The 17,419-nt window shown below is 45.0% G+C and carries 27 protein-coding genes; all 27 read right to left on the reverse strand.

Translation table 11 applies throughout. From position 1 onward, the window contains the following. Positions 1-6: 6 nt before the first annotated feature. Positions 7-459 (reverse strand): prepilin peptidase, encoded by a 453-nt coding sequence (locus H8710_RS11845; protein WP_346727114.1) that lies wholly within the window; start codon positions 457-459, stop codon positions 7-9. Continuing rightward, positions 453-1,043 (reverse strand): hypothetical protein, encoded by a 591-nt coding sequence (locus tag H8710_RS11850; RefSeq protein ID WP_249296015.1) that lies wholly within the window; start codon positions 1,041-1,043, stop codon positions 453-455. The genes H8710_RS11845 and H8710_RS11850 overlap by 7 nt, the downstream gene beginning before the upstream one ends. Beyond that, positions 1,036-1,149 (reverse strand): DUF3789 domain-containing protein, encoded by a 114-nt coding sequence (locus H8710_RS11855; protein WP_249296017.1) that lies wholly within the window; start codon positions 1,147-1,149, stop codon positions 1,036-1,038. The genes H8710_RS11850 and H8710_RS11855 overlap by 8 nt, the downstream gene beginning before the upstream one ends. Continuing rightward, a complete protein-coding gene (gene dcm / locus H8710_RS11860) occupies positions 1,146-2,369 on the reverse strand; it encodes a DNA (cytosine-5-)-methyltransferase (protein ID WP_249296019.1) in 1,224 nt (407 codons plus the stop codon). The genes H8710_RS11855 and dcm overlap by 4 nt, the downstream gene beginning before the upstream one ends. Continuing rightward, on the reverse strand, positions 2,354-2,692 hold the full coding sequence (locus H8710_RS11865) for a hypothetical protein (RefSeq protein WP_249296021.1): 339 nt from the start codon (positions 2,690-2,692) through the stop codon (positions 2,354-2,356). Before H8710_RS11865 ends, dcm begins: the two co-directional genes overlap by 16 nt. Before the next feature lie 46 nt (positions 2,693-2,738). Beyond that, positions 2,739-2,948, reverse strand: coding sequence for a mercury transporter (locus H8710_RS11870; protein ID WP_249296023.1), 210 nt, complete (start codon positions 2,946-2,948; stop codon positions 2,739-2,741). A 65-nt stretch (positions 2,949-3,013) separates the two neighbouring features. Further along, positions 3,014-3,847, reverse strand: a complete 834-nt coding sequence (locus H8710_RS11875) for a conjugal transfer protein TrbL family protein (RefSeq protein WP_249296025.1) — start codon at positions 3,845-3,847, stop codon at positions 3,014-3,016. A gap of 60 nt (positions 3,848-3,907) precedes the next feature. Beyond that, positions 3,908-4,216 carry a SpoVG family protein gene (locus H8710_RS11880; RefSeq protein WP_249296027.1) on the reverse strand — a complete coding sequence of 103 codons (309 nt, stop codon included), beginning with the start codon at positions 4,214-4,216 and terminating at the stop codon, positions 3,908-3,910. Between the two features lie 70 nt (positions 4,217-4,286). Then, positions 4,287-4,565 carry a DUF6133 family protein gene (locus H8710_RS11885; protein ID WP_249296028.1) on the reverse strand — a complete coding sequence of 93 codons (279 nt, stop codon included), beginning with the start codon at positions 4,563-4,565 and terminating at the stop codon, positions 4,287-4,289. Between the two features lie 83 nt (positions 4,566-4,648). Further along, entirely contained in the window at positions 4,649-5,014 is a 366-nt protein-coding gene (locus H8710_RS11890) for an Mbov_0395 family pilin-like conjugal transfer protein (protein ID WP_249296030.1), read from the reverse strand. A 37-nt stretch (positions 5,015-5,051) separates the two neighbouring features. Next, positions 5,052-6,623, reverse strand: coding sequence for a VirD4-like conjugal transfer protein, CD1115 family (locus tag H8710_RS11895; RefSeq protein WP_249296130.1), 1,572 nt, complete (start codon positions 6,621-6,623; stop codon positions 5,052-5,054). Next, positions 6,607-7,161 carry a hypothetical protein gene (locus tag H8710_RS11900; protein WP_249296032.1) on the reverse strand — a complete coding sequence of 185 codons (555 nt, stop codon included), beginning with the start codon at positions 7,159-7,161 and terminating at the stop codon, positions 6,607-6,609. Before H8710_RS11900 ends, H8710_RS11895 begins: the two co-directional genes overlap by 17 nt. 2 nt (positions 7,162-7,163) lie before the next feature. After that, positions 7,164-7,625, reverse strand: coding sequence for a TRAG family protein (locus H8710_RS11905; RefSeq protein WP_249296034.1), 462 nt, complete (start codon positions 7,623-7,625; stop codon positions 7,164-7,166). Continuing rightward, a complete protein-coding gene (locus H8710_RS11910) occupies positions 7,622-8,356 on the reverse strand; it encodes a DUF7768 domain-containing protein (protein ID WP_249296036.1) in 735 nt (244 codons plus the stop codon). The genes H8710_RS11905 and H8710_RS11910 overlap by 4 nt, the downstream gene beginning before the upstream one ends. Positions 8,357-8,368: 12 nt before the next feature. After that, positions 8,369-8,734, reverse strand: a complete 366-nt coding sequence (locus tag H8710_RS11915; RefSeq protein WP_249296038.1) for a hypothetical protein — start codon at positions 8,732-8,734, stop codon at positions 8,369-8,371. Positions 8,735-8,867: 133 nt separating this feature from the next. After that, the gene (locus tag H8710_RS11920; RefSeq protein WP_249296040.1) at positions 8,868-9,857 is read right to left on the reverse strand and encodes a Fic family protein; all 990 of its coding nucleotides are present in this window, start codon (positions 9,855-9,857) and stop codon (positions 8,868-8,870) included. Between the two features lie 165 nt (positions 9,858-10,022). Beyond that, positions 10,023-10,721, reverse strand: coding sequence for a hypothetical protein (locus H8710_RS11925; RefSeq protein WP_249296042.1), 699 nt, complete (start codon positions 10,719-10,721; stop codon positions 10,023-10,025). A gap of 43 nt (positions 10,722-10,764) precedes the next feature. After that, positions 10,765-11,082: a hypothetical protein gene (locus tag H8710_RS11930; protein ID WP_249296044.1), complete on the reverse strand. Its 318-nt coding sequence runs from the start codon at positions 11,080-11,082 to the stop codon at positions 10,765-10,767. Between the two features lie 60 nt (positions 11,083-11,142). After that, a complete protein-coding gene (mobP3, locus tag H8710_RS11935; RefSeq protein ID WP_249296046.1) occupies positions 11,143-12,381 on the reverse strand; it encodes a MobP3 family relaxase in 1,239 nt (412 codons plus the stop codon). A gap of 106 nt (positions 12,382-12,487) precedes the next feature. After that, complete coding sequence (locus H8710_RS11940) at positions 12,488-12,976, reverse strand: ribbon-helix-helix protein, CopG family (RefSeq protein WP_249296048.1); 489 nt, start codon at positions 12,974-12,976, stop codon at positions 12,488-12,490. Positions 12,977-13,028: 52 nt separating this feature from the next. Further along, complete coding sequence (locus H8710_RS11945) at positions 13,029-13,514, reverse strand: MT-A70 family methyltransferase (RefSeq protein ID WP_346727116.1); 486 nt, start codon at positions 13,512-13,514, stop codon at positions 13,029-13,031. Between the two features lie 220 nt (positions 13,515-13,734). Next, the gene (locus H8710_RS11950) at positions 13,735-13,971 is read right to left on the reverse strand and encodes a hypothetical protein (protein ID WP_249296052.1); all 237 of its coding nucleotides are present in this window, start codon (positions 13,969-13,971) and stop codon (positions 13,735-13,737) included. 89 nt (positions 13,972-14,060) lie between these two features. Further along, positions 14,061-14,477, reverse strand: coding sequence for a HepT-like ribonuclease domain-containing protein (locus tag H8710_RS11955; RefSeq protein ID WP_249296053.1), 417 nt, complete (start codon positions 14,475-14,477; stop codon positions 14,061-14,063). Then, positions 14,455-14,793 carry a nucleotidyltransferase family protein gene (locus tag H8710_RS11960; RefSeq protein ID WP_249296055.1) on the reverse strand — a complete coding sequence of 113 codons (339 nt, stop codon included), beginning with the start codon at positions 14,791-14,793 and terminating at the stop codon, positions 14,455-14,457. Before H8710_RS11960 ends, H8710_RS11955 begins: the two co-directional genes overlap by 23 nt. 101 nt (positions 14,794-14,894) lie before the next feature. Next, positions 14,895-15,338, reverse strand: coding sequence for a hypothetical protein (locus H8710_RS11965; protein ID WP_249296057.1), 444 nt, complete (start codon positions 15,336-15,338; stop codon positions 14,895-14,897). Between the two features lie 89 nt (positions 15,339-15,427). Next, complete coding sequence (locus tag H8710_RS11970; protein ID WP_249296059.1) at positions 15,428-16,480, reverse strand: DUF3991 and TOPRIM domain-containing protein; 1,053 nt, start codon at positions 16,478-16,480, stop codon at positions 15,428-15,430. 62 nt (positions 16,481-16,542) lie between these two features. After that, positions 16,543-17,418, reverse strand: a complete 876-nt coding sequence (locus H8710_RS11975) for a hypothetical protein (RefSeq protein ID WP_249296061.1) — start codon at positions 17,416-17,418, stop codon at positions 16,543-16,545. Between the last annotated feature and the right edge of the window lies 1 nt (position 17,419).

The raw sequence follows: 17,419 nt of genomic DNA on the forward strand, positions 1-17,419 counted from the left end.
TGTTTTTTAAGCGGCATACACCGCCCAATATGCAAGAATACCGCCTGCACAGAAATATGGTGCAAGCGGTATCCGCAGTTTACGAAACTTTACTTTTTTTACTTTTGAAAGAACAACACCGGACAACAGGGCAAAGATAAGGGAGAGGATGTTTTGAAGGATACCTCCCCATATGCCCATGACAAAGCCGCAGCCTGCCATTAGCTTTATATCTCCGCCGCCTATTGCAAAACCCTCCTCCCGACGTATCAATACCGAAGCTAAAAAATATGGAAGGGTGGTGAATAAAAGACCAAATAGGTGAGGAAAAAACGTTGATGCCGATATTCCCAAAAGGCCGCAGCTCAGCAGAAAAACCGGAATCAGATTTGGAATCTCCCTTTTTTGCATATCCCAAACTGCGGCGAAAAGCAGAAGGGAAGCAAATAGAATCCCTTTTATTATCAGCATTGTTACCATTCTATTTCACTGTTGTTTTCCTGCGTACCATACCGGTCGTCAAATGGAAAGACTTTTTCCAAAAGCCGGTTAAGCATAACTTTTTCCTCCGGCTCGTTGTACTCACAGAGCATTTTTTCTAAGACTTTGCCAAGAGTTAAGCTTTCTTCCGGTGTAAATACAGCTTCTACATTGTGTTTTGTAAATGTTTTCCCACGCCCGTTAAGCATAAGGGTGCATTCTGCGGCAATCCGCGACATACGGAAAAAGGCGTCTGCATCATTGCTCAGCATTTTACCGGCTGCAAATCTGATTTGTTGTCCGTTTTCTATTTCTAGCAAAATGTCCAAATAGATTCCTTCACTCTCGCCAAAATCCGTCTGACAGACTGCATGGATATATTCCGGCAATTCATCCTCGGCATCCACATAACTGCCATAAGAAAACTCAAAATATTCGTCCGGCAGCATGTCCTTTGCTTGCAGATGGGTGTAAAGCTGGTTGAAAGCGTCATCCGCTTTTATCATGCCGAGATGTTTTACCTCATGCATTTCATCCGGTTCACTCCACCGGTCAACTTCTATCGTGTGTAATGTTTCATTCATGTTTGTCCTCCAGTTTAATGTTGTAACCCCGGTTGACCTGAAGGAGCGCCATTATTGATACGCCCACAAACCCACCGAGGAACAGACCGATAAAAAATCCAATCATAAAATCTCTCCCTCTCTTTCAGCATCGAGTTCATTTTGTATCGCTGCAATTCTTTTCCCGACTGTGTACACAACGGGAATTGTCACGCTGTTGCCCGCCTGCCGGTAAAGCTGGCTGTCTGAATTGACAGCGGCAGCCTTGTCAAACATCTCATCAGAAAAGCCTTGCAGCCGCCAACACTCGCGGGGAGTCAGGCGGCGGATTCGTCCGCATCCGGCGAAAACTGTTCCTTGATTGCAGGAAGTATCCAACGTTTGAGCTGTGCCATGTCCTACTCGCCCGCGCCGGGTTTTGCTTTCTGGGAAAGAAAGAACCACGCCGTCGCCGCATCCGGCTTCCACATAGCCCTGTTTGGTGCCGTTATTTACCTTGATTTTTTGGGGGCAATCGCTACAGTCTGAAACGGTACAGTTTCTTATGAATACCCCGGAGGATTCGCAGTTCCGGTTGGTTGCACAGCCATCGTATCGCGCCATAATACAACGGGCCGTATCGGTCAATTTCGGATTTCCGTTGCATAAATCAATAAAATACAGCCCTGCATTTCCGCCGAATCCTCCGCCTTCCGAGGTAAGGGTACAGCTAATCCCGTGGGGATCGTATACCCGCTGTCCCTGTTTACCATCTATGAGCCGAATAAGAGTTTCGCTGTCGCCGCACTGGACAGGAAATACTTTTCGTCCGTCACAGACTCCAAAATGTCGGTAAGCGACAAGATAGACCCGTTCTCTGTTTTGTGGTACGCCGTGGAACTTTGAATTGAGAAGTCCGTACTCGATATGATAGCCGAGTGCGGCCAGTGAACTGAGAACGAGGGTAAAATCCCATCCCTGATTGATAAAAAGCAGATTTTTAACATTTTCAAGGACCAGCCATTCGGGTCTATCTTCGGAATTTTTGCCTTTGAGGAGCCTAATAAGCTCAAAAAAGAGGCCGCTTCGTTCTCCGGCAAGCCCTCTTTGACAGCCGCTGACAGAAATGTCCTGACATGGGAATCCGGCAGACCACAGATTAACTCTTGGCAGGTCTGTTGCGCTGACTTTGGTAATGTCGTTTTGATACCACTCGTCCTCCTTTATGTCAAAAATGGCGCGGTAACTGCGGTCGGCATACTTGTCAATTTCACAATGTCCGCGGCAAGTCATGCCGCAGAGTTCAAACCCTTTGCGAAAGCCGCCGATGCCCGAAAAGAAATCCAGGAAGGTTATTGCAGGCGCCATTTATTCCCTCCCATTGCCCATTCGTCGCCATACTCATAGGAATACACCTTTTGCGACCGTGCAAACCGGACCATATTGCGCAGTTGATCTACAACAGATAAATTGCTTTGATCTTTTGCAGTCATCATGATACTCCCTGCAATCCCCGTAAGTACAGCAATTGTGGTTGTTGATATGCTGTGGGTAATAAACCACAACAGGCAGGCGATTATCCCGCAGGCCAGCGAGCCAACGGACGCTTGTGCCATTTGCTTTTTCCCAAATCCGCGAAAAAATTCCGCTTCGGGTTTTACGCCCATTGGGATGTACAATTTTTCGTCCATCTATCATCCCTTTCCTTTCTCTAAAATGTCTACTTTAGGCAAATTCTTATTGATAATAATACAGGATAATATCCTTGATTTGCCAAATGCTTTCGGCAATGATGTAGAAAAGTACAGTGTTTTTTGCCCGCTTCTTATACTGCGCCGCTTCTTCCTCGGCACCCTGTAGCCGCACCATGCAATAAATGAATCGGGCGACGGCGCCGATTCGCACCAGCATGATGATAACTGTTGATATATCGTCCATTGTTACCATATAGGTTCACCTCTTACTAAGGTTGTCCGGTACATTTCCAATCCGACATAACTTTCATGACAACCCTAACCTCCTTTTCTCAGCATTTGCACTAACCGCACGGAATGGTATACATTGTTGACGATGGTTCCGCCGCCTCCGCTTCCCGTGGTGATAAGAAAATCCTGCAAGAATCTCGGCGTTTTCACTGCTAAAATCATACAGGCGACACCCCAGAATACGTGCATGTTGAGCATCAGCCCAACTCCTAACTTAGAAAGGCAAATTTGGATTAACACAGCCAGCATAGATTGAAAGAATTTTTGCAAATACGGCCTGAATACGCCTTTGTCGTTGTCGATTAGCCCAACGCAGGCGAGGGGCATACCTACACGTAAAATCATATTTTCAAGGCCACGCATAAGAAATTGAAAATACAAAATAAAGAATGTTATCATAAATATGAGAGCAAAAATAGCGGTGACGAGCCCCAAAGTAGAAATACCAGCTACCCAAGCTTCCCAGCCCGCCGATGTGAGATCGCCGATTGTATTCATCAATTTTGTTGTCATTTCTGAAATGATTCCTGCCAACCATCCGTACAGGGTAGGAAATGAAATTGCGACGGCTAGAGCCTTAAAAAAATTAATCAACAGGGAAAGTGGTTCTTCATCAGCGTCCCCGTCCGACCACAGCACATAGGTTTCAAATCCTTTTTTGAGAAATTTCAGGATAATGAGGGAAATCCCAAAACCGAATATTACATTGTAAATATCCCGGAACATCTGTACCCCGGAAACCATTTTCATATATTCTTCGGCATACAGGGACAGCGGCACAATCGCATCTAGCATTTGATCGACAAAGGCAAGGCATCCGTTTAAAATTGCCACTATCAAGATTGTCAGTATGATAGCCAAACGATTACGCACCCCCTTTCAGAGAGAGGACAGATTCTGTCCCCCCAAAAAATATTGTTATTAGGCAGAGGGAATATCGTCCGGGTTTTCGGCAGTCTTTTGCAGTTCATAATCATAAGCCGATAATACAGCTTCACTCATCCGTTTGCGCAATGTGGCGGATAACGGGTAACACATTTCCTTGTATTCGCCATTCACATTACGGCGGCTGGGTAAGCTCATAAACAGGCCATGTTCCCCTTTGACAACACGGACGTTTTTAATGATGAGACGTTCGCCGTCCCCATCCTCTAAAATAATGTTGGAAGCGGCTTTTAAGTTGTCAGTACGGCCGGTAAACAGTTTTGAAATTTCAACGGTAATTTTCATCTGAATTATCCCTTTCTTTGCTTAAATGAATAAGGGCGGTAGCAATAAAAATGCCCCGCCCTGCTTTCCCTTAACCTTTGTAATTAAACATCTCCTGGATTTTCTGTGTAATCGTTGGGAGTACGGTACTATCGACGAGCAGATAAAGGCCGCCGAGAATCAACGCTCCCAAAACGATACTGATGAGCACCGTTATGGCTACGTCAAGCGTACCCTGTCCTTCACGATTCTGCACTGCACTTTTGGCGCGTGTACAAAAATCGTGAAGGGATAGTGTTTGCGTCCTTCCCCTGACGGCGCATACTGCCCTAATAGCCTTTCCTCTTGCTTTGCGAATGAAATTTTCCATTGACAAACTCCTCCTTATAAAATTGATTTATTCAGAAAAACGGAAATTCCGTTTTATCTGTAAAAGAAAAAAATGGCTCCCAATTAGGAGTAGTAGCCGAGAATCAAATTAAGGGTGGCGCTGCCCAGTACCGCACCAATACAGGACACGATTGCCACCACAATGCGGTTGTTCCACTTCTTTTGGTCCACTTCATCGGCTGCGCTTCGCCGGATACAGAAATAGATAATCAAAAGTCCAGCGATAACTGGCGCTAGGACCATTAGCCAGTTAGTGACATCGTTAATCAGATTTTTTGTGCCTACGACAATTTCACTGTTTTCTATATTTCCTTCTGCCATGACAGGCGTAGCTGTCATAATAAAAAAAGCAAGTGTTGATAATCCAACACTTGCTTTTTTCCAGCACCATTTCAGTTTTAAATAGACATCTTTGCGTTTTCCCTTCATAAAATACCTCCATATCTTGAAATTTTCGTTATCCGTGTTAATCGTCATCCGCAGGAAAAGGGAACCCGCCGCCTGCACTCTTTTGCTGTACCAAACGGCGCATAATATCCTTTTGATAGTAGACCCAAATGTTCCACAACATGATTTCCTGGTTAGTGTCGGTGACAATGGGACGTTTATTTTCCCGTTCCTCCCGGACACGGCGGTTGTGTTCCTCGTCCCCCAGGCCGAGCATTTTGTTAAAATACCACTTTGACAGGTCTGGGGCGATCATCATTGCCGGTTGATTCCGGCTGGTGACGATTTGATAGGGGCGCTTGACCCGTCGGACTTCATCGGTAGTCAGCAGCTTGCGTTCCGACAGGGAAATGCTGTGAGAGGATGAGGGCATGGTGAACTTTGCGTGATTTGCCGACAACTGATAACTGGAGGTGGTGTAAGAGCCGAGTTTGTCGGAAATTTCCCGCAGCGTTTCCGGGTCGTCGGCCTGCAGGTACACCCAGGTTTGGCAGTTTGCTTTAATCGTATCGGCAATGTTATCGTCGTATTTTTGCTTAAGCTGGCTGAAACTTTGGATGTACAGGGAATACCGTATCCCGCGTCCTGCGGCAACGGTCAGTTTGTTGCTCATGTCAGAAATCGGCGTAAAATTGCCAAACTCGTCCAGCAAAAAGTTTGTCCGTTGTTTGAGCCGTCCGCCGCGACGGTCTGCCGCTTCGGCTAAAAGCTCATACTGCTGGCTGACAATCAGGCTGGCAATGGGGTAGAAAGTGGTCTTTTCATCCGGCAGGATAATAAAGAGGGCCTGCTTTTTACTGCCCATGTCTGCGAGGGAAAAGTCGCTTTTATGGGTGATGGCGTAAATGGATTTTGAGGTGAACAGGCGCAGGGTTGTGAGGGCAGAGGTATAGAAACTTCCCCTTGTCCTCGAAGGGGCTACGTCGGAAATGGAAAGCAGTGCTCTGGCCGGGTGGGAATTGGGCAGTTTTTTTACATATTCGAGAATCGGCATTTTGCCTCCAATTGATTTGCACATCTCCGAGATAAACCAGTACACATTCGTCATGTTTTGTAGTTCCGGCCTTTTTTGGTTATCGCAGACCACGCAAAGGATTGCGGCGGCAATGATGGAACACTCGCCGTTTGTCCAGATTTTTTCCCCTTTTGCCTCTCCGACCAGATTGGTGGTTAAATCCCAGGCCATCATTTCCGCCCGGTCGGTATCTCCTTCGTTAACAGCGTCGATAACAGGCTGTAACAGATTATACCGCATACTTTTGGCGGGCGTTTTAAAGTCGAGGCAAAGCACCTCGTAGCCGAGTTTTTTTAGAAAATCGGCGGTATAGTGATAGAGCTCTGCTTTCGGGTCGGAGACGCAGATACTTTCACCAGCGAGACCGAGGGTGCATATCGACGGGAGCACAAGGCACCGGGACTTTCCGCTTCGCGTCGCTCCAATGCACAAAAGGTGGGAATCTTCTTCGACATAATAGATTCGTTCGTTATCTCCCTCCCGTCTCATACCGATAACAATACCGCCCTTTTTTAAATTAAGGGTGTTTACATTGGATTCCTTTTTAAAGGCTGAATGGTTAAAGTTCCAAATCATCCTCATTCGCTCCCTCAGCTTCCTCGTCTATTACAGCTTGTATCAAGGCGTCTGTATGATTTTGAAAATCGGAAAAAAAGTCTTTGATTGCTTCCGGCAGATTGTTTTTATCCAGATGGATATCCCCTATAACCGTCGGAGTATAGGCGTAAGTATACTCTCCACTGTACATTTTCTGCATATATGCCAGTATTTCTTCATCTTCAATATACCCTTGTATTGCCACCCCATACTTTGTGAGAAAGTGTGTCTCACAATGTTCACCGGACGATTGCAAATCAATTCCGAGCAGTGCAAGGCAGATCCTTCCCGTCCCCAAACTGCGGATGATACCGGGAAGTATAGCATATTCCAATTCCCCGCGGCATTTAAGGCAGTCGGAACCGTATTCTTTCACGGCCGCTTCATGCAGCGTATTTAACACTAATTTTGCATAGCTTTTATCTTCTGTATCATAAGACTGCTGAAGCCTCTCATAGTCGATAAACGGAAGAATATTGCGGTTGAGATAATTGATATAGGAGTCGCAGCGATCCATGTCTATTCATCCTCCTTCTGGTGTTTTAGAAAGTCAATATCCTCATATCCGCTGTCAATCAGGGATTTTACAAATTTGTCGTGCGGATCGAGGATAAAACTGTGAAATGCCCTGTCTTTTTCAGTATCGGTGAGCCACCGGGCCGAACCGTGCTGATACTGTCCGACAGCGCGGGGCGTTTGAATATCCGGCGTGATTTCCTCCAAATCAGATTGATAGGGATACAAATTGGTGGTAAAAAACAGGACGGCGAGAATCAGAAAAAAACCTTGGATACAGAGAAACAGTAAAAAGTGCTGTTTGTTCGTTACCAGGCTTTTTAGACAATATCCCACCGGCTGGAAGATGAGGCGGGGAGAAGTATGGGAGAGTAAGCCGTGAAGTGCAGTAGAAAAAAATAGGTTGAGCACACAGCCTCCCAGAAAAATAAGGGCACAGACTAACAATTTCTGTTTGATCTTCATAGCTCCGCCTCTAATTCTCCAGCATTTTCCCGTTCAGACAGGATAGATTCCATACTTTGTAGGATTTCTTCGACCCGTTGACTTATAATCGGCTTGTCGCAGGTCCATGAGAACAGCCGCAATGGGTCAACGACACCATAAAAGTCCGAACGCTCCCACTGAACGTATCTACCGGATAGCAGATTTTCGGCATAAACAGCTTGTCCGCGGGCGCCAAAGGTACAACCCAATCCGGTTCTGGCAAGCCAAAGGGAATCGTCCGCTGTGATTTTAGACCACTGACCGTATGCCTCCGGTTTTAAAACCAGAATTTGATTTTCATAATTCATCTTTTCACTTTCAGGGATACAATCTTCATATGAAAAGGCGGTGTCGTTCTGCCGTATTTTATACCCCGCCTGCACATACTCATCGGGTACATACAGGCGGGGCATATCCAGTTTTTCGGCAAGTGCAATTTCACCGTACATACCTGTAGATACCGTACTTCCCATCACCCATATTTCATCGCAGTGTTTTAGCAGTTCAAGCCCCATTTTCAGCCCTTGTTCCCGCTGTTCTGGCTTTTCATCATCCAGGTATTTTGTAAAGATGGTGTGCGGGGCAAGTGGAACAACGCCGCAGGAAGCGGCGTAGGCGCAGTATTCCTCCGCCTTTCTGATATTTTGTTCAATACTTTTCCCGTGAGTATCGTCTCCGCGTAAAGGAGAGCAGATATATGTCAGTCTCAAATACTTATCACCTCATTCAAGTTCGAGCCCTTCCAGCTCTATGTCTGAAATTGGGGGTTCAAATCCAGTGCTGTATTCCGGTTCATTGAGCTGACGCAGCGCTTCCAGCCGGGATATTTCTTTTGAATCAGTTATAAGTTCTTGTTCTAGTAAAGTGTCCGCAACTAAGGCATTGGATACATCGTCGGTAAAACAGACGGATTCTCCGTCCGTTTCAGCTCCATTTATCACTGATTCGGGCAGGATTTCTTCTGCCAATTCTTTTGGCAGTTCCAGCCCTCTTTTCCGACTGCCGACGATTTCATAAATTCCTTCTGCAATTTCAATACAGGTAAGAATATTCCCCCATATATCTGGATTGGGCCGTCCATCTCGCATTGTCGTTCCTCCTTTTGCTTTTTTGGGATAAAGAAAGAGCCTGTGGAGTTTTTCCTCACAGGCTCTTGATATATCGAATATTTTATTGGGATAATTTTGTCACGCTGTTTACAGACTTCCGGTTTATAAAGCATTACTTTTTAAGAAGCTCGTATGCCCAATGCCCGCCTCTATGGCAACGGATAAGTCGGCCTTCTTTTACCAGCGAGGTGAGAATCCGGTTAGCTGTAGCTGACGACACATCACATAATTTCTGAACATTGGCATTCGTAATATAGTCGTGCTTTTGTAAATATACCTGAATCTTATTCCAGCGAAGCTGTGCCTTATTTGTAACGTCATCGCTCATTTCATCTCTCACATTAACGGCTTCTATGAGGGATGCTTTGATAGCTGACAGCATAAATTCTATGAATACCGTTGATTCTCCGGCCTCATTTGCAGCATTGATAGCCGCATAATAATCCTGCTGATTGGCATGAATGATAGACTCTATGGGAAGCCAGGCAAACCCAGGAACCCATTTTGACAGCAACAGCGTATGCCATAGGCGCCCGATTCGCCCGTTTCCATCTGCAAAGGGATGAATCAATTCCAGCTCATAGTGAAACACACAACTGCGAATGAGCATATGCAGGTCGCTGTTTTGGGTCCAGTCCAGTAATTGGCTTACCAAATCGGGCACATATTGCGGGAGCGTTCCAAAATGGAGAACGTGGCCTTCCTGATCCACTACTCCCACCGGATGGGAACGAAACACACCGGCTTCTTCCACTAAGTCGTGCACCATAATACCGTGCGCCATAAGCAAGTCATCAATAGAATACGGGTCCAAGTCCTCTAAACGCTCATAAATTTCATATGCGTTTTTTACTTCTGCAATATCTTTCGGCGGCGCTAAGACGTGCTTTCCGTTTAAAACGGCTGTTACCTGTTCCAAACTTAGCGTATTCTGTTCAATTGCAAGGGAACCATGTATGGTACGAATACGGTTAAGACGGCGTAACTGGGGACTGCTGGTAAGATGATTGGTCAGTGACAGTTTACCTACCAGTTCAGAGATTTCTGCCACATAATCAATAATTGTATTCGTAATTTGAAATGGAGGCTGTTTGTTTTTCATAGGATACCTCATTTAGAATGGATTGTACGCCTTTAGTATACCATAGTGATTATGTTTCAGCAATACATCGCTCATTCATCTATCAAAATATCATGTTCGGATTTTTATATAACATCATCCTGGCCAATCGAAAATGTCATTGTAGAATAGACGGATTTTTGTCCACTAATCTCCTATTTCTATATCGTTTTCCCGCATAAACTCCGATTCAAAATCGAAATCATAATTCTGTTTTCTTAGTTCAGGTATAATGTCCTCAATTTTATCTATGATTTGTCCCACTGTCATCAGGTCGTCATTGGAGACGTTGTTATCCAATACGTTCATTTTCACAAGGCCAGCATGAAGGATTCGCAGCTCCGATTCAGAGAAAAGCGTCCTTTCATCTATCAGTCCTGAACGGATGGCAAAATCCTGTGCGGCGGGTTCGCGGGAGTAAAAGATGCGCCGATTCTCCGTTTCTCCTGCGGGATTAGTCATATATGTGTTAAATACATATCCAAACAGGTGATGTTCCCGCGCCGCCAAGGTAAAATGCTGGTATTCCGATAGCTTATACCATCCGTTTGACATTTTTTCAGTTTGGTCGGTATAAGGGCATTCTGTACAGATGCCCATTTTCAAGGCGGTTGCTTGCGCGATGTCTTGAATCTGGTTCATTAGCTTAGAAAATTCTTTTTCCTTCATCAATAGCTGCGTCTGTGAACACGGAGCGATGGTATCCGCTTTGCTGAAATAGGCGATAAGCTTTCCCTTACGATAGATGTCTGCAATATAGTCCGTCGATTCGCTCCGATGAGGGTGGAATTCACGCCGTGCAAGTTGATCGAAATATAGCCGGTAAAAGTCTATTTTACTCCTCATGTAATACCTCCTTGCCAATCATTGTTATCAATATCCAACCTCCTCAACGAAATCTTTTTCGCCGTTTGACGGCTTCTAGGATTTTAATAAACTCCAATATCTTCTGTGCAGCCTCCTGTTCGGCATAGGAGAGCCTTACTTTTTTCTCTCTTTCCAAGTCGTACCGAAAGCAGGAGCCGTCCGGTCGGTTTGGAAACATGCAGGATGGAATATTACTTTTTAGAGTATATGGGCATCCATGACAGGGGTGATGTTTTGGAAATTGGTAGGGGATACGCGCATCGTAATGGATGCCGAAACTCTTTTGTGGGATGTAGATGGCGATACCGCCCTTTTTATATGAGCTTACTGTAACATTCAATTTTATCGTTCCTTTCTGTACAGGCGGCAGCCCTCAATTCAATTAACAAGGGATGGAAATTTAAATTTCCATCCCTTTATCTTTGTGTTTTAAATACCACTCTTTCTTTGCGAATTTGGATAAATCCGTACTCATGGCCTCCTCCTGTCCTTCATATTCGTCGTCCAGCGCCATAACCGCCTGTTCCAGCATCATCAAGATTTCACAGAGCATTTCTTCGGCATAATACTCTTTCTGCGCTTGGCTGTACTCATAAGACGCCAGCTCCCTGTCTTTATTCAACAACACTTTAATGGCCTTCAGGACTTTATTTGCAATCAGCTTATCTACTTCTGCAATCGCTTTTTTTCTTATCTCCGTCACATTTTCCGGGCTGCTGTTATACAGCATAGCGAGGCGGCATTTGCTGTCGGCGTAATCCTCAGTCAATTGCCGGATGTACTCATTCTTTTCTTTGAGCAGTATAACAAAGGAATCCAGTTCTGCTTTGACTTCCTCCGGCAACAGTTGATACAAAAGCCGACCGGCTTTCGGCATTTTATCCTTCAGGGGAAAGAGATAGGGGATAAACGCTGTCAAGTCGGCTTTGCCGATTACATCGCCAAACGATGGCCTGCCGATTTCTTCCTCACCAATATCGGAAGATTCCTCCAGCAGACTGCGGTATTCCTTTGGCTTTAATTCCTTCACAAAGGCCTCAAAATCTGCGGCGGCTTTGTCCGTTATCTCTGAAAGTTCTGTCCGGGCTTTATCTTTGGCCGCCAGGAAAGCCTGTATCTTTTCCGAAAAAGTTTCTTTAATTAAGGCAATTCGTATGTTGTCCGGTATTTGGGGAGAGACATAGGGAATCATTGTCTTTTGGTTTTTATCCCAAAACACTACATGGAGATGGGGATGGTTTTGCTCATTATGATGTGCCGCAGCCCATTGTAAATCCTGCGGACGGATACCGTTTTTCTGAGCGAGTATCCGTATATGCTGCTCGATATACTCCTCCCAGGCTTTGTGGTCGGATAGATGCAATTCAACGGCAGTTTCAGGTAAAAAGGAGATGATGCCGCGAAAGATATTTACTCGGCGGTAAGAGAGTTCCCGTACCAGTCGCCCGACCTCCTGCCATGACTGAAATTCGGTTACTTCATCCGATGGCGAGAGCTTGCCGAACAAACCGTGCCGCATCCCCTCTTTTTTGGAGGCGCCGGGACGGGTGGCGATATACCCGATGTGGGCGTAATTGCATTTGGGCGTTTTGCGGTAATTGGGATGCTTGTGCCGCTGCTTATACATGAGAATCGACATACACAATTCCTTTCCTTAGAACGCGATGTTTGAAGCGGTTTTGCCGCAGGCGAAATTGCCGCTATGCTTTCCAGCGGCAAAGCTCCAAACTCGCTGTTTGAAAGATTTATCTTTCAAACGAATCTCCTTTAACTGCCCGAATTGTCTTTTTCATTTCCTTGTCGTCCAAAAAGGCGGCTATGGCGTCGGCGTTCTTTTGATTGGCGTATGCAAGCGCCTTTTTCCGAGCCGCCGCTTCAATTTTTTCAAAAGTAGAATATCGGTCGCGGTCAATTAAATCAGATATGATGGCGATGTTGGCATAGTAGCCCGCCGCCGAGATAATCGTCAGGCGGTTGATAAGTCCGGCAAGCCGGTTTCCCAGCTTTTTGATTTGGAGGGACAATTCCTCTTTGATAACGCCGTTAATGAGGCCAATATTTTCCGCGCTAACTTCAATATCCAGATAACCGTCAATAGCATGGCGTATCTCTTTGGATAAATTTGTGCCGTTTTTCGCGGCAAGCCGTCTCAGGGTATCAATGGTATCCTTTGGCAGATGGAGTGAAACACGCTCAGTTTTGAGTGGAATATTATCTTTCCGTTTCTCTATCACTATCGCCTCCTGTCAATAAAACATCGCTTTCTACCTCATCTCCCCAAACGTCCTATCCTTCTGTTTTCTGACGGGCAAACAGCTCGACGCGGGGTAAATCGCCCAAGAGCTTTACAATACGCGTCCGTGTTTCATCCGGTTTTTTGCTGTGTTCTTCAATATGGGAAATGATGACCTGATGTACCGCCGCAGACTGCCTTTTCGGATATCCTTTGGTCGCTAAAAGGCAAAACTCCGCATTTGCCCGTGTCCAATTTCCAAGTCCCCAAAACAGGGTATCCGATTTCTTATTTTGTTTGATCCAGACGAACGCCACGGTCTTATATAAAAAACCCCATGCTTTCAAAACGGAAAAACTGTCTTGAAGCAGGGGAAAGGTCGTCCATAGAAAGAGAGCGCAGTTGGCATCGGCTATATTCTGTACCGGAATCTTCTGTATTTCTTCAAGGCTCATGGTGGGGTAATGGCTTTCTGCCGTCCCCCTTAAGTTATTTTTTGAATACATCTTGTATTGCCAAGGGGGATCAGCGTAAATGATGCTATACTTTTTTTAGATATACCTTTCCCTTCCTTTCGAGTATGTCAAAAATCATACGGCAGGATGTGAAATCATACTGTCGGTCATAGGGTTAAACCCGTTGAAAACTCTGTTTTCAAGCTGTGAGTGTACTGGAAGTATGACGGCTATTCCTGCCTTAACCGGAACCTTCAGGCTTCGCCTGCGGGTTCCGGTTAAGGGGCGTCCCAAAGGGACGGCTTTATACCGATGAAAAAAGAAGTGAGTGTATAATGGCTTCCTTTGCTTTAACAGCAGTGGGGAAGGAAGCCTTCTCACCCGTGATGTATTCCGAAAGCCGGTTGAAGTCCGACAGGGGAAAGATACTATCCGGTAGGGAACGAATTGTATCGGCCTGTGGTTCTGTAATGCGGATATGACGCAGGTCGGAAATATATGTGCAGCCCAGGCAGGCTGCGGTCACATCAAAAATATCCATTTTACTATCCTCTCTTAAAACATTTCCAATTGTTAGCAGAGCATAAAAATAGGGCGCTGATTTTCACCAGCGCCCAGATTATGTTCAACTCAAATTTCTAAATCCTCATCATCTTCCTCTGAAAAAGCAATTGAGTCGTCATTTAACAGCCGATTTGTTTGTATTTCCTCAAAACAAAAGGCTTTTAATTTTGGTATATCTTCGACTGCCGTTGACCAAATGACAGATAAGTCCATTTGCCCATAGCTATGTGCGAAAAAATTTCTCATGGATTTAATTGATTTCCATGGCATCCGATCTTTGGTAGCTATTCGGTATTCTTCGGACAAATGACCGGATAACTCGCCAATTTGCAAAATATTCATGCTAATAGCATCTTTGTAGGCTAAATCGTTTTGAAAGATAGTATAGTCTTTTCCAAAACGTTCAATCAATTTCTCTATATTTTCGCAATATTTTAGGATGCGGTTTAAAATATCTATATTAGCTTGTGGAGAGTTCCTCATAAAGCAGTCTCTCATCCTTTCTGATATTTCGTATCATTTTCCGTGTCATCGGATCATGTTTGTTAGCCCTCAACGATTCTGTGGTAACTAAATCAAGAGACTTATTCAAAGCCTCCTCTAAGTCCGCATAGAGGCCCCCTAAAGCAAACAGCGAACGCAGGTTCGCGGCATCAATGCGCAAATCTATGTCGCTGGAGGCATCTGCTTCACCCCGCGCGTAGGAACCGAATAGATACATTTTGGAAACATGATGATGCTTTGCAATCGGCGTTACAATATCGCGTATTTCGTCTATTGTGTAAATTTTTTCTGTCATTCAGTTCCACCTCCTTATGGGTATATCTTTTCAACATTAGTATATCACATTATAGCCTTGTTTTCAAGCGGCATAACTTATGTTGCTGACCTCGATCAGCTTCACAATTCAATATCTTCATATAACGCTTCCTTGTCTTTAACATCTTTAAACTTGGCGTAATCCTCGTCAATTGCTTTATTCAGGGATTCCATGATACACCGCAAACGATTTGCTTCTTCAAAGTCGGTACAGTCTTGAAAGGCATCATCTAAATAGGAATATACACATAAAGCATCCTCTAACTCCAAGTATATTTTAAGTCTATGTTCTCTTAGATTGTCAATGTCGATTATAATTTCATCCCGTGTGGATGCCGGTAAAATAGAGTCATGTTCAATATATTCGTCCCAAAAATTTTCTTCGACCTGAGCAGGAATTACCCGAATCCCTTCATCATCAACAAACAGCAAATTAAACGGCGTTTTTTCTCCATACTGAATCAACGGAAGCCTGGATAACACATCGTCCTCGTTGCCGGATAAACAGACATATTCCGATAGCATTGATTGATAAGCTTCTTTTTCAAATTTGACTCTCTGAAGTGTATAACTACCTTCATCATGCTTGTATAAAAGATAGGCTACAACTTATTTCATAATTCTAAATCCTCCTCGCTTTCTGCGTCTTTTGCAAATTCAGCTTCCAATTCAGTTATGCGCTGTTCATCCATATCACGAATCGACCGCCCTTGGCGGAGCTCGGTCAGCTCCAGATTGAAATCCTTTAGGTGCGGCGTGTGGATAGCGCAGATATATCCTTTTTCGGTGTATTTCTGAACATGCTTATGGGCGGCGTTCTGTCCCCAGTTTATTAAAATACCATCTTTGTTGCGGGCCAGGTAATCGTTGTCATATGCAAAGACAATCCGCTTAATTTCAGGATGCCAGGAAAGATACCGTTCCAGCGCGCCGTCCCAAAGACAACCCAGGGAGATGCGGTGGTCTTGTCGCCAGTCGCCTCTATGCAGCTTCGTCAGCGTGGCATGGCTCAGCATATCAATCGGCGCCTCACTGACAATTACAAGGTCACTTTTTCCCTCATAAAAAAACGGAAAACTCTTGTCGGAGTTTTCTGCATCCATTTTAAAGCTTTTTTGAGGGCTGCTTGCCCTCATAGCACAGTATTTCGGTGTGCCGTCCCTGTCATATCCCACAAAAACGGTGTTGCCGTATTTTGCTTCCTGAAATATCTTTTTGTCATTCATAAAATGGGAAACAATTTCAGCTTCAATCCCGCGTGTAGAGACAAGGTAGGCAAAGGCCCGCTTGAAATTGGCAGCCTTATCAGGCAGCACCAACGGTTCTTTCGGTTTCGGAACATATGGTTTTATTTCGCGGACACTTGGGGTATAGTCCTCACTAAGCAGTTTGGCAACAGCTTCGGGAAATGACAGGTTTTCTTCCCGCATGACGAAATCAACCGCCCCACCTTTTATACCGTTGTCTGCGGCTGTCCATTGAAAAAAACGGTTGGATTCAGGAAAGAGATAGAGGCCGCCGCTGTGCTTCATGTGGATGGCTTTTCTGCCGCTTTTTTCCGCTTCGTACCCGTATTTTTCCGCAAGGGCGACAATATCCACACTGTTTGCCCTATTGATTTCCTCAGCTGTGAAGCGACGATAGACACTTGTACTGCCTTGTCGCATATTTATCACCTCCAATAAAAAAGGATTTAATCTGCTGTTTGTCTCATAGGTATACAAGCAGATTAACGTGCATATTCCAGTTCATCTGTGTCTTTCAGCTCGTGGATATATTCTTCGATGTCGAAGTTGTCACTTTCATATTGCAGATTTTCAACGATGTTCTCAAACCCTTCCGGCATATATTCTTTGAGGTTATTTTGTAAGCTGCGAATATCGCCTAAAAAGCCCCAGCAACTGTCAATTTCAACATCCCCCTCAAAAAGCTGGAAACCGTAGCACTGATCGGTGAGATAATAGTCGTAGGTTTCTACCTCATTTTCCAGAACCGTTTGTACTTGTTTTATCACTTCGGGAGTTACAACCCCATACTCCTTCTCCATCATGTCACGATCGGCGTAAATCCAGCCAACTTGGCCGGAATCCCACGGACAGGAGAAGGGGGAGGTTGACATGGTAATGCCGCTGTGATCGTATAGATACAGCGGCATCAAAACAATCTGGCCGGATTGTTCCAGCAAGGAAATCATTTCGAAGTTTTTCAGCGCCGACAGGCAATCGTCCAGAAACCAGCAGGGGATGTCTCCACCTTTCAGAGACGCGGGATAACTTGACGTTTTGTACCAATCGGAGGACGCCAAACCGATATTTTCCCAAAGTTCCCACTCTCGATTGGAGCGATTGTATTGGAACTTTGCATCTGCGGCTTTTCCAGCCTTTATAAAGTCATAAATGGTTTTTGCATTGGAAGCATACGTCTGAAATAGTATTTGTGTTAGAAAATCCCGTGGTTCATCAAATTTATGTTGATCTCCCAATTGATAGTGGCTGTGCCAACAAACCATTTTCCCTAAATTGTCGGACTCTTTACGGGGGTTTAGCGGCATATCGTCCTCAGAAATGAGCAGGGTATATGGGGATTTATGCGCGACCATCGGCATG

It is taken from the genome of Fumia xinanensis, from assembly GCF_014384905.1.
GTDB classification, from domain to species: Bacteria; Bacillota; Clostridia; order Oscillospirales; family Ruminococcaceae; genus Fumia; species Fumia xinanensis.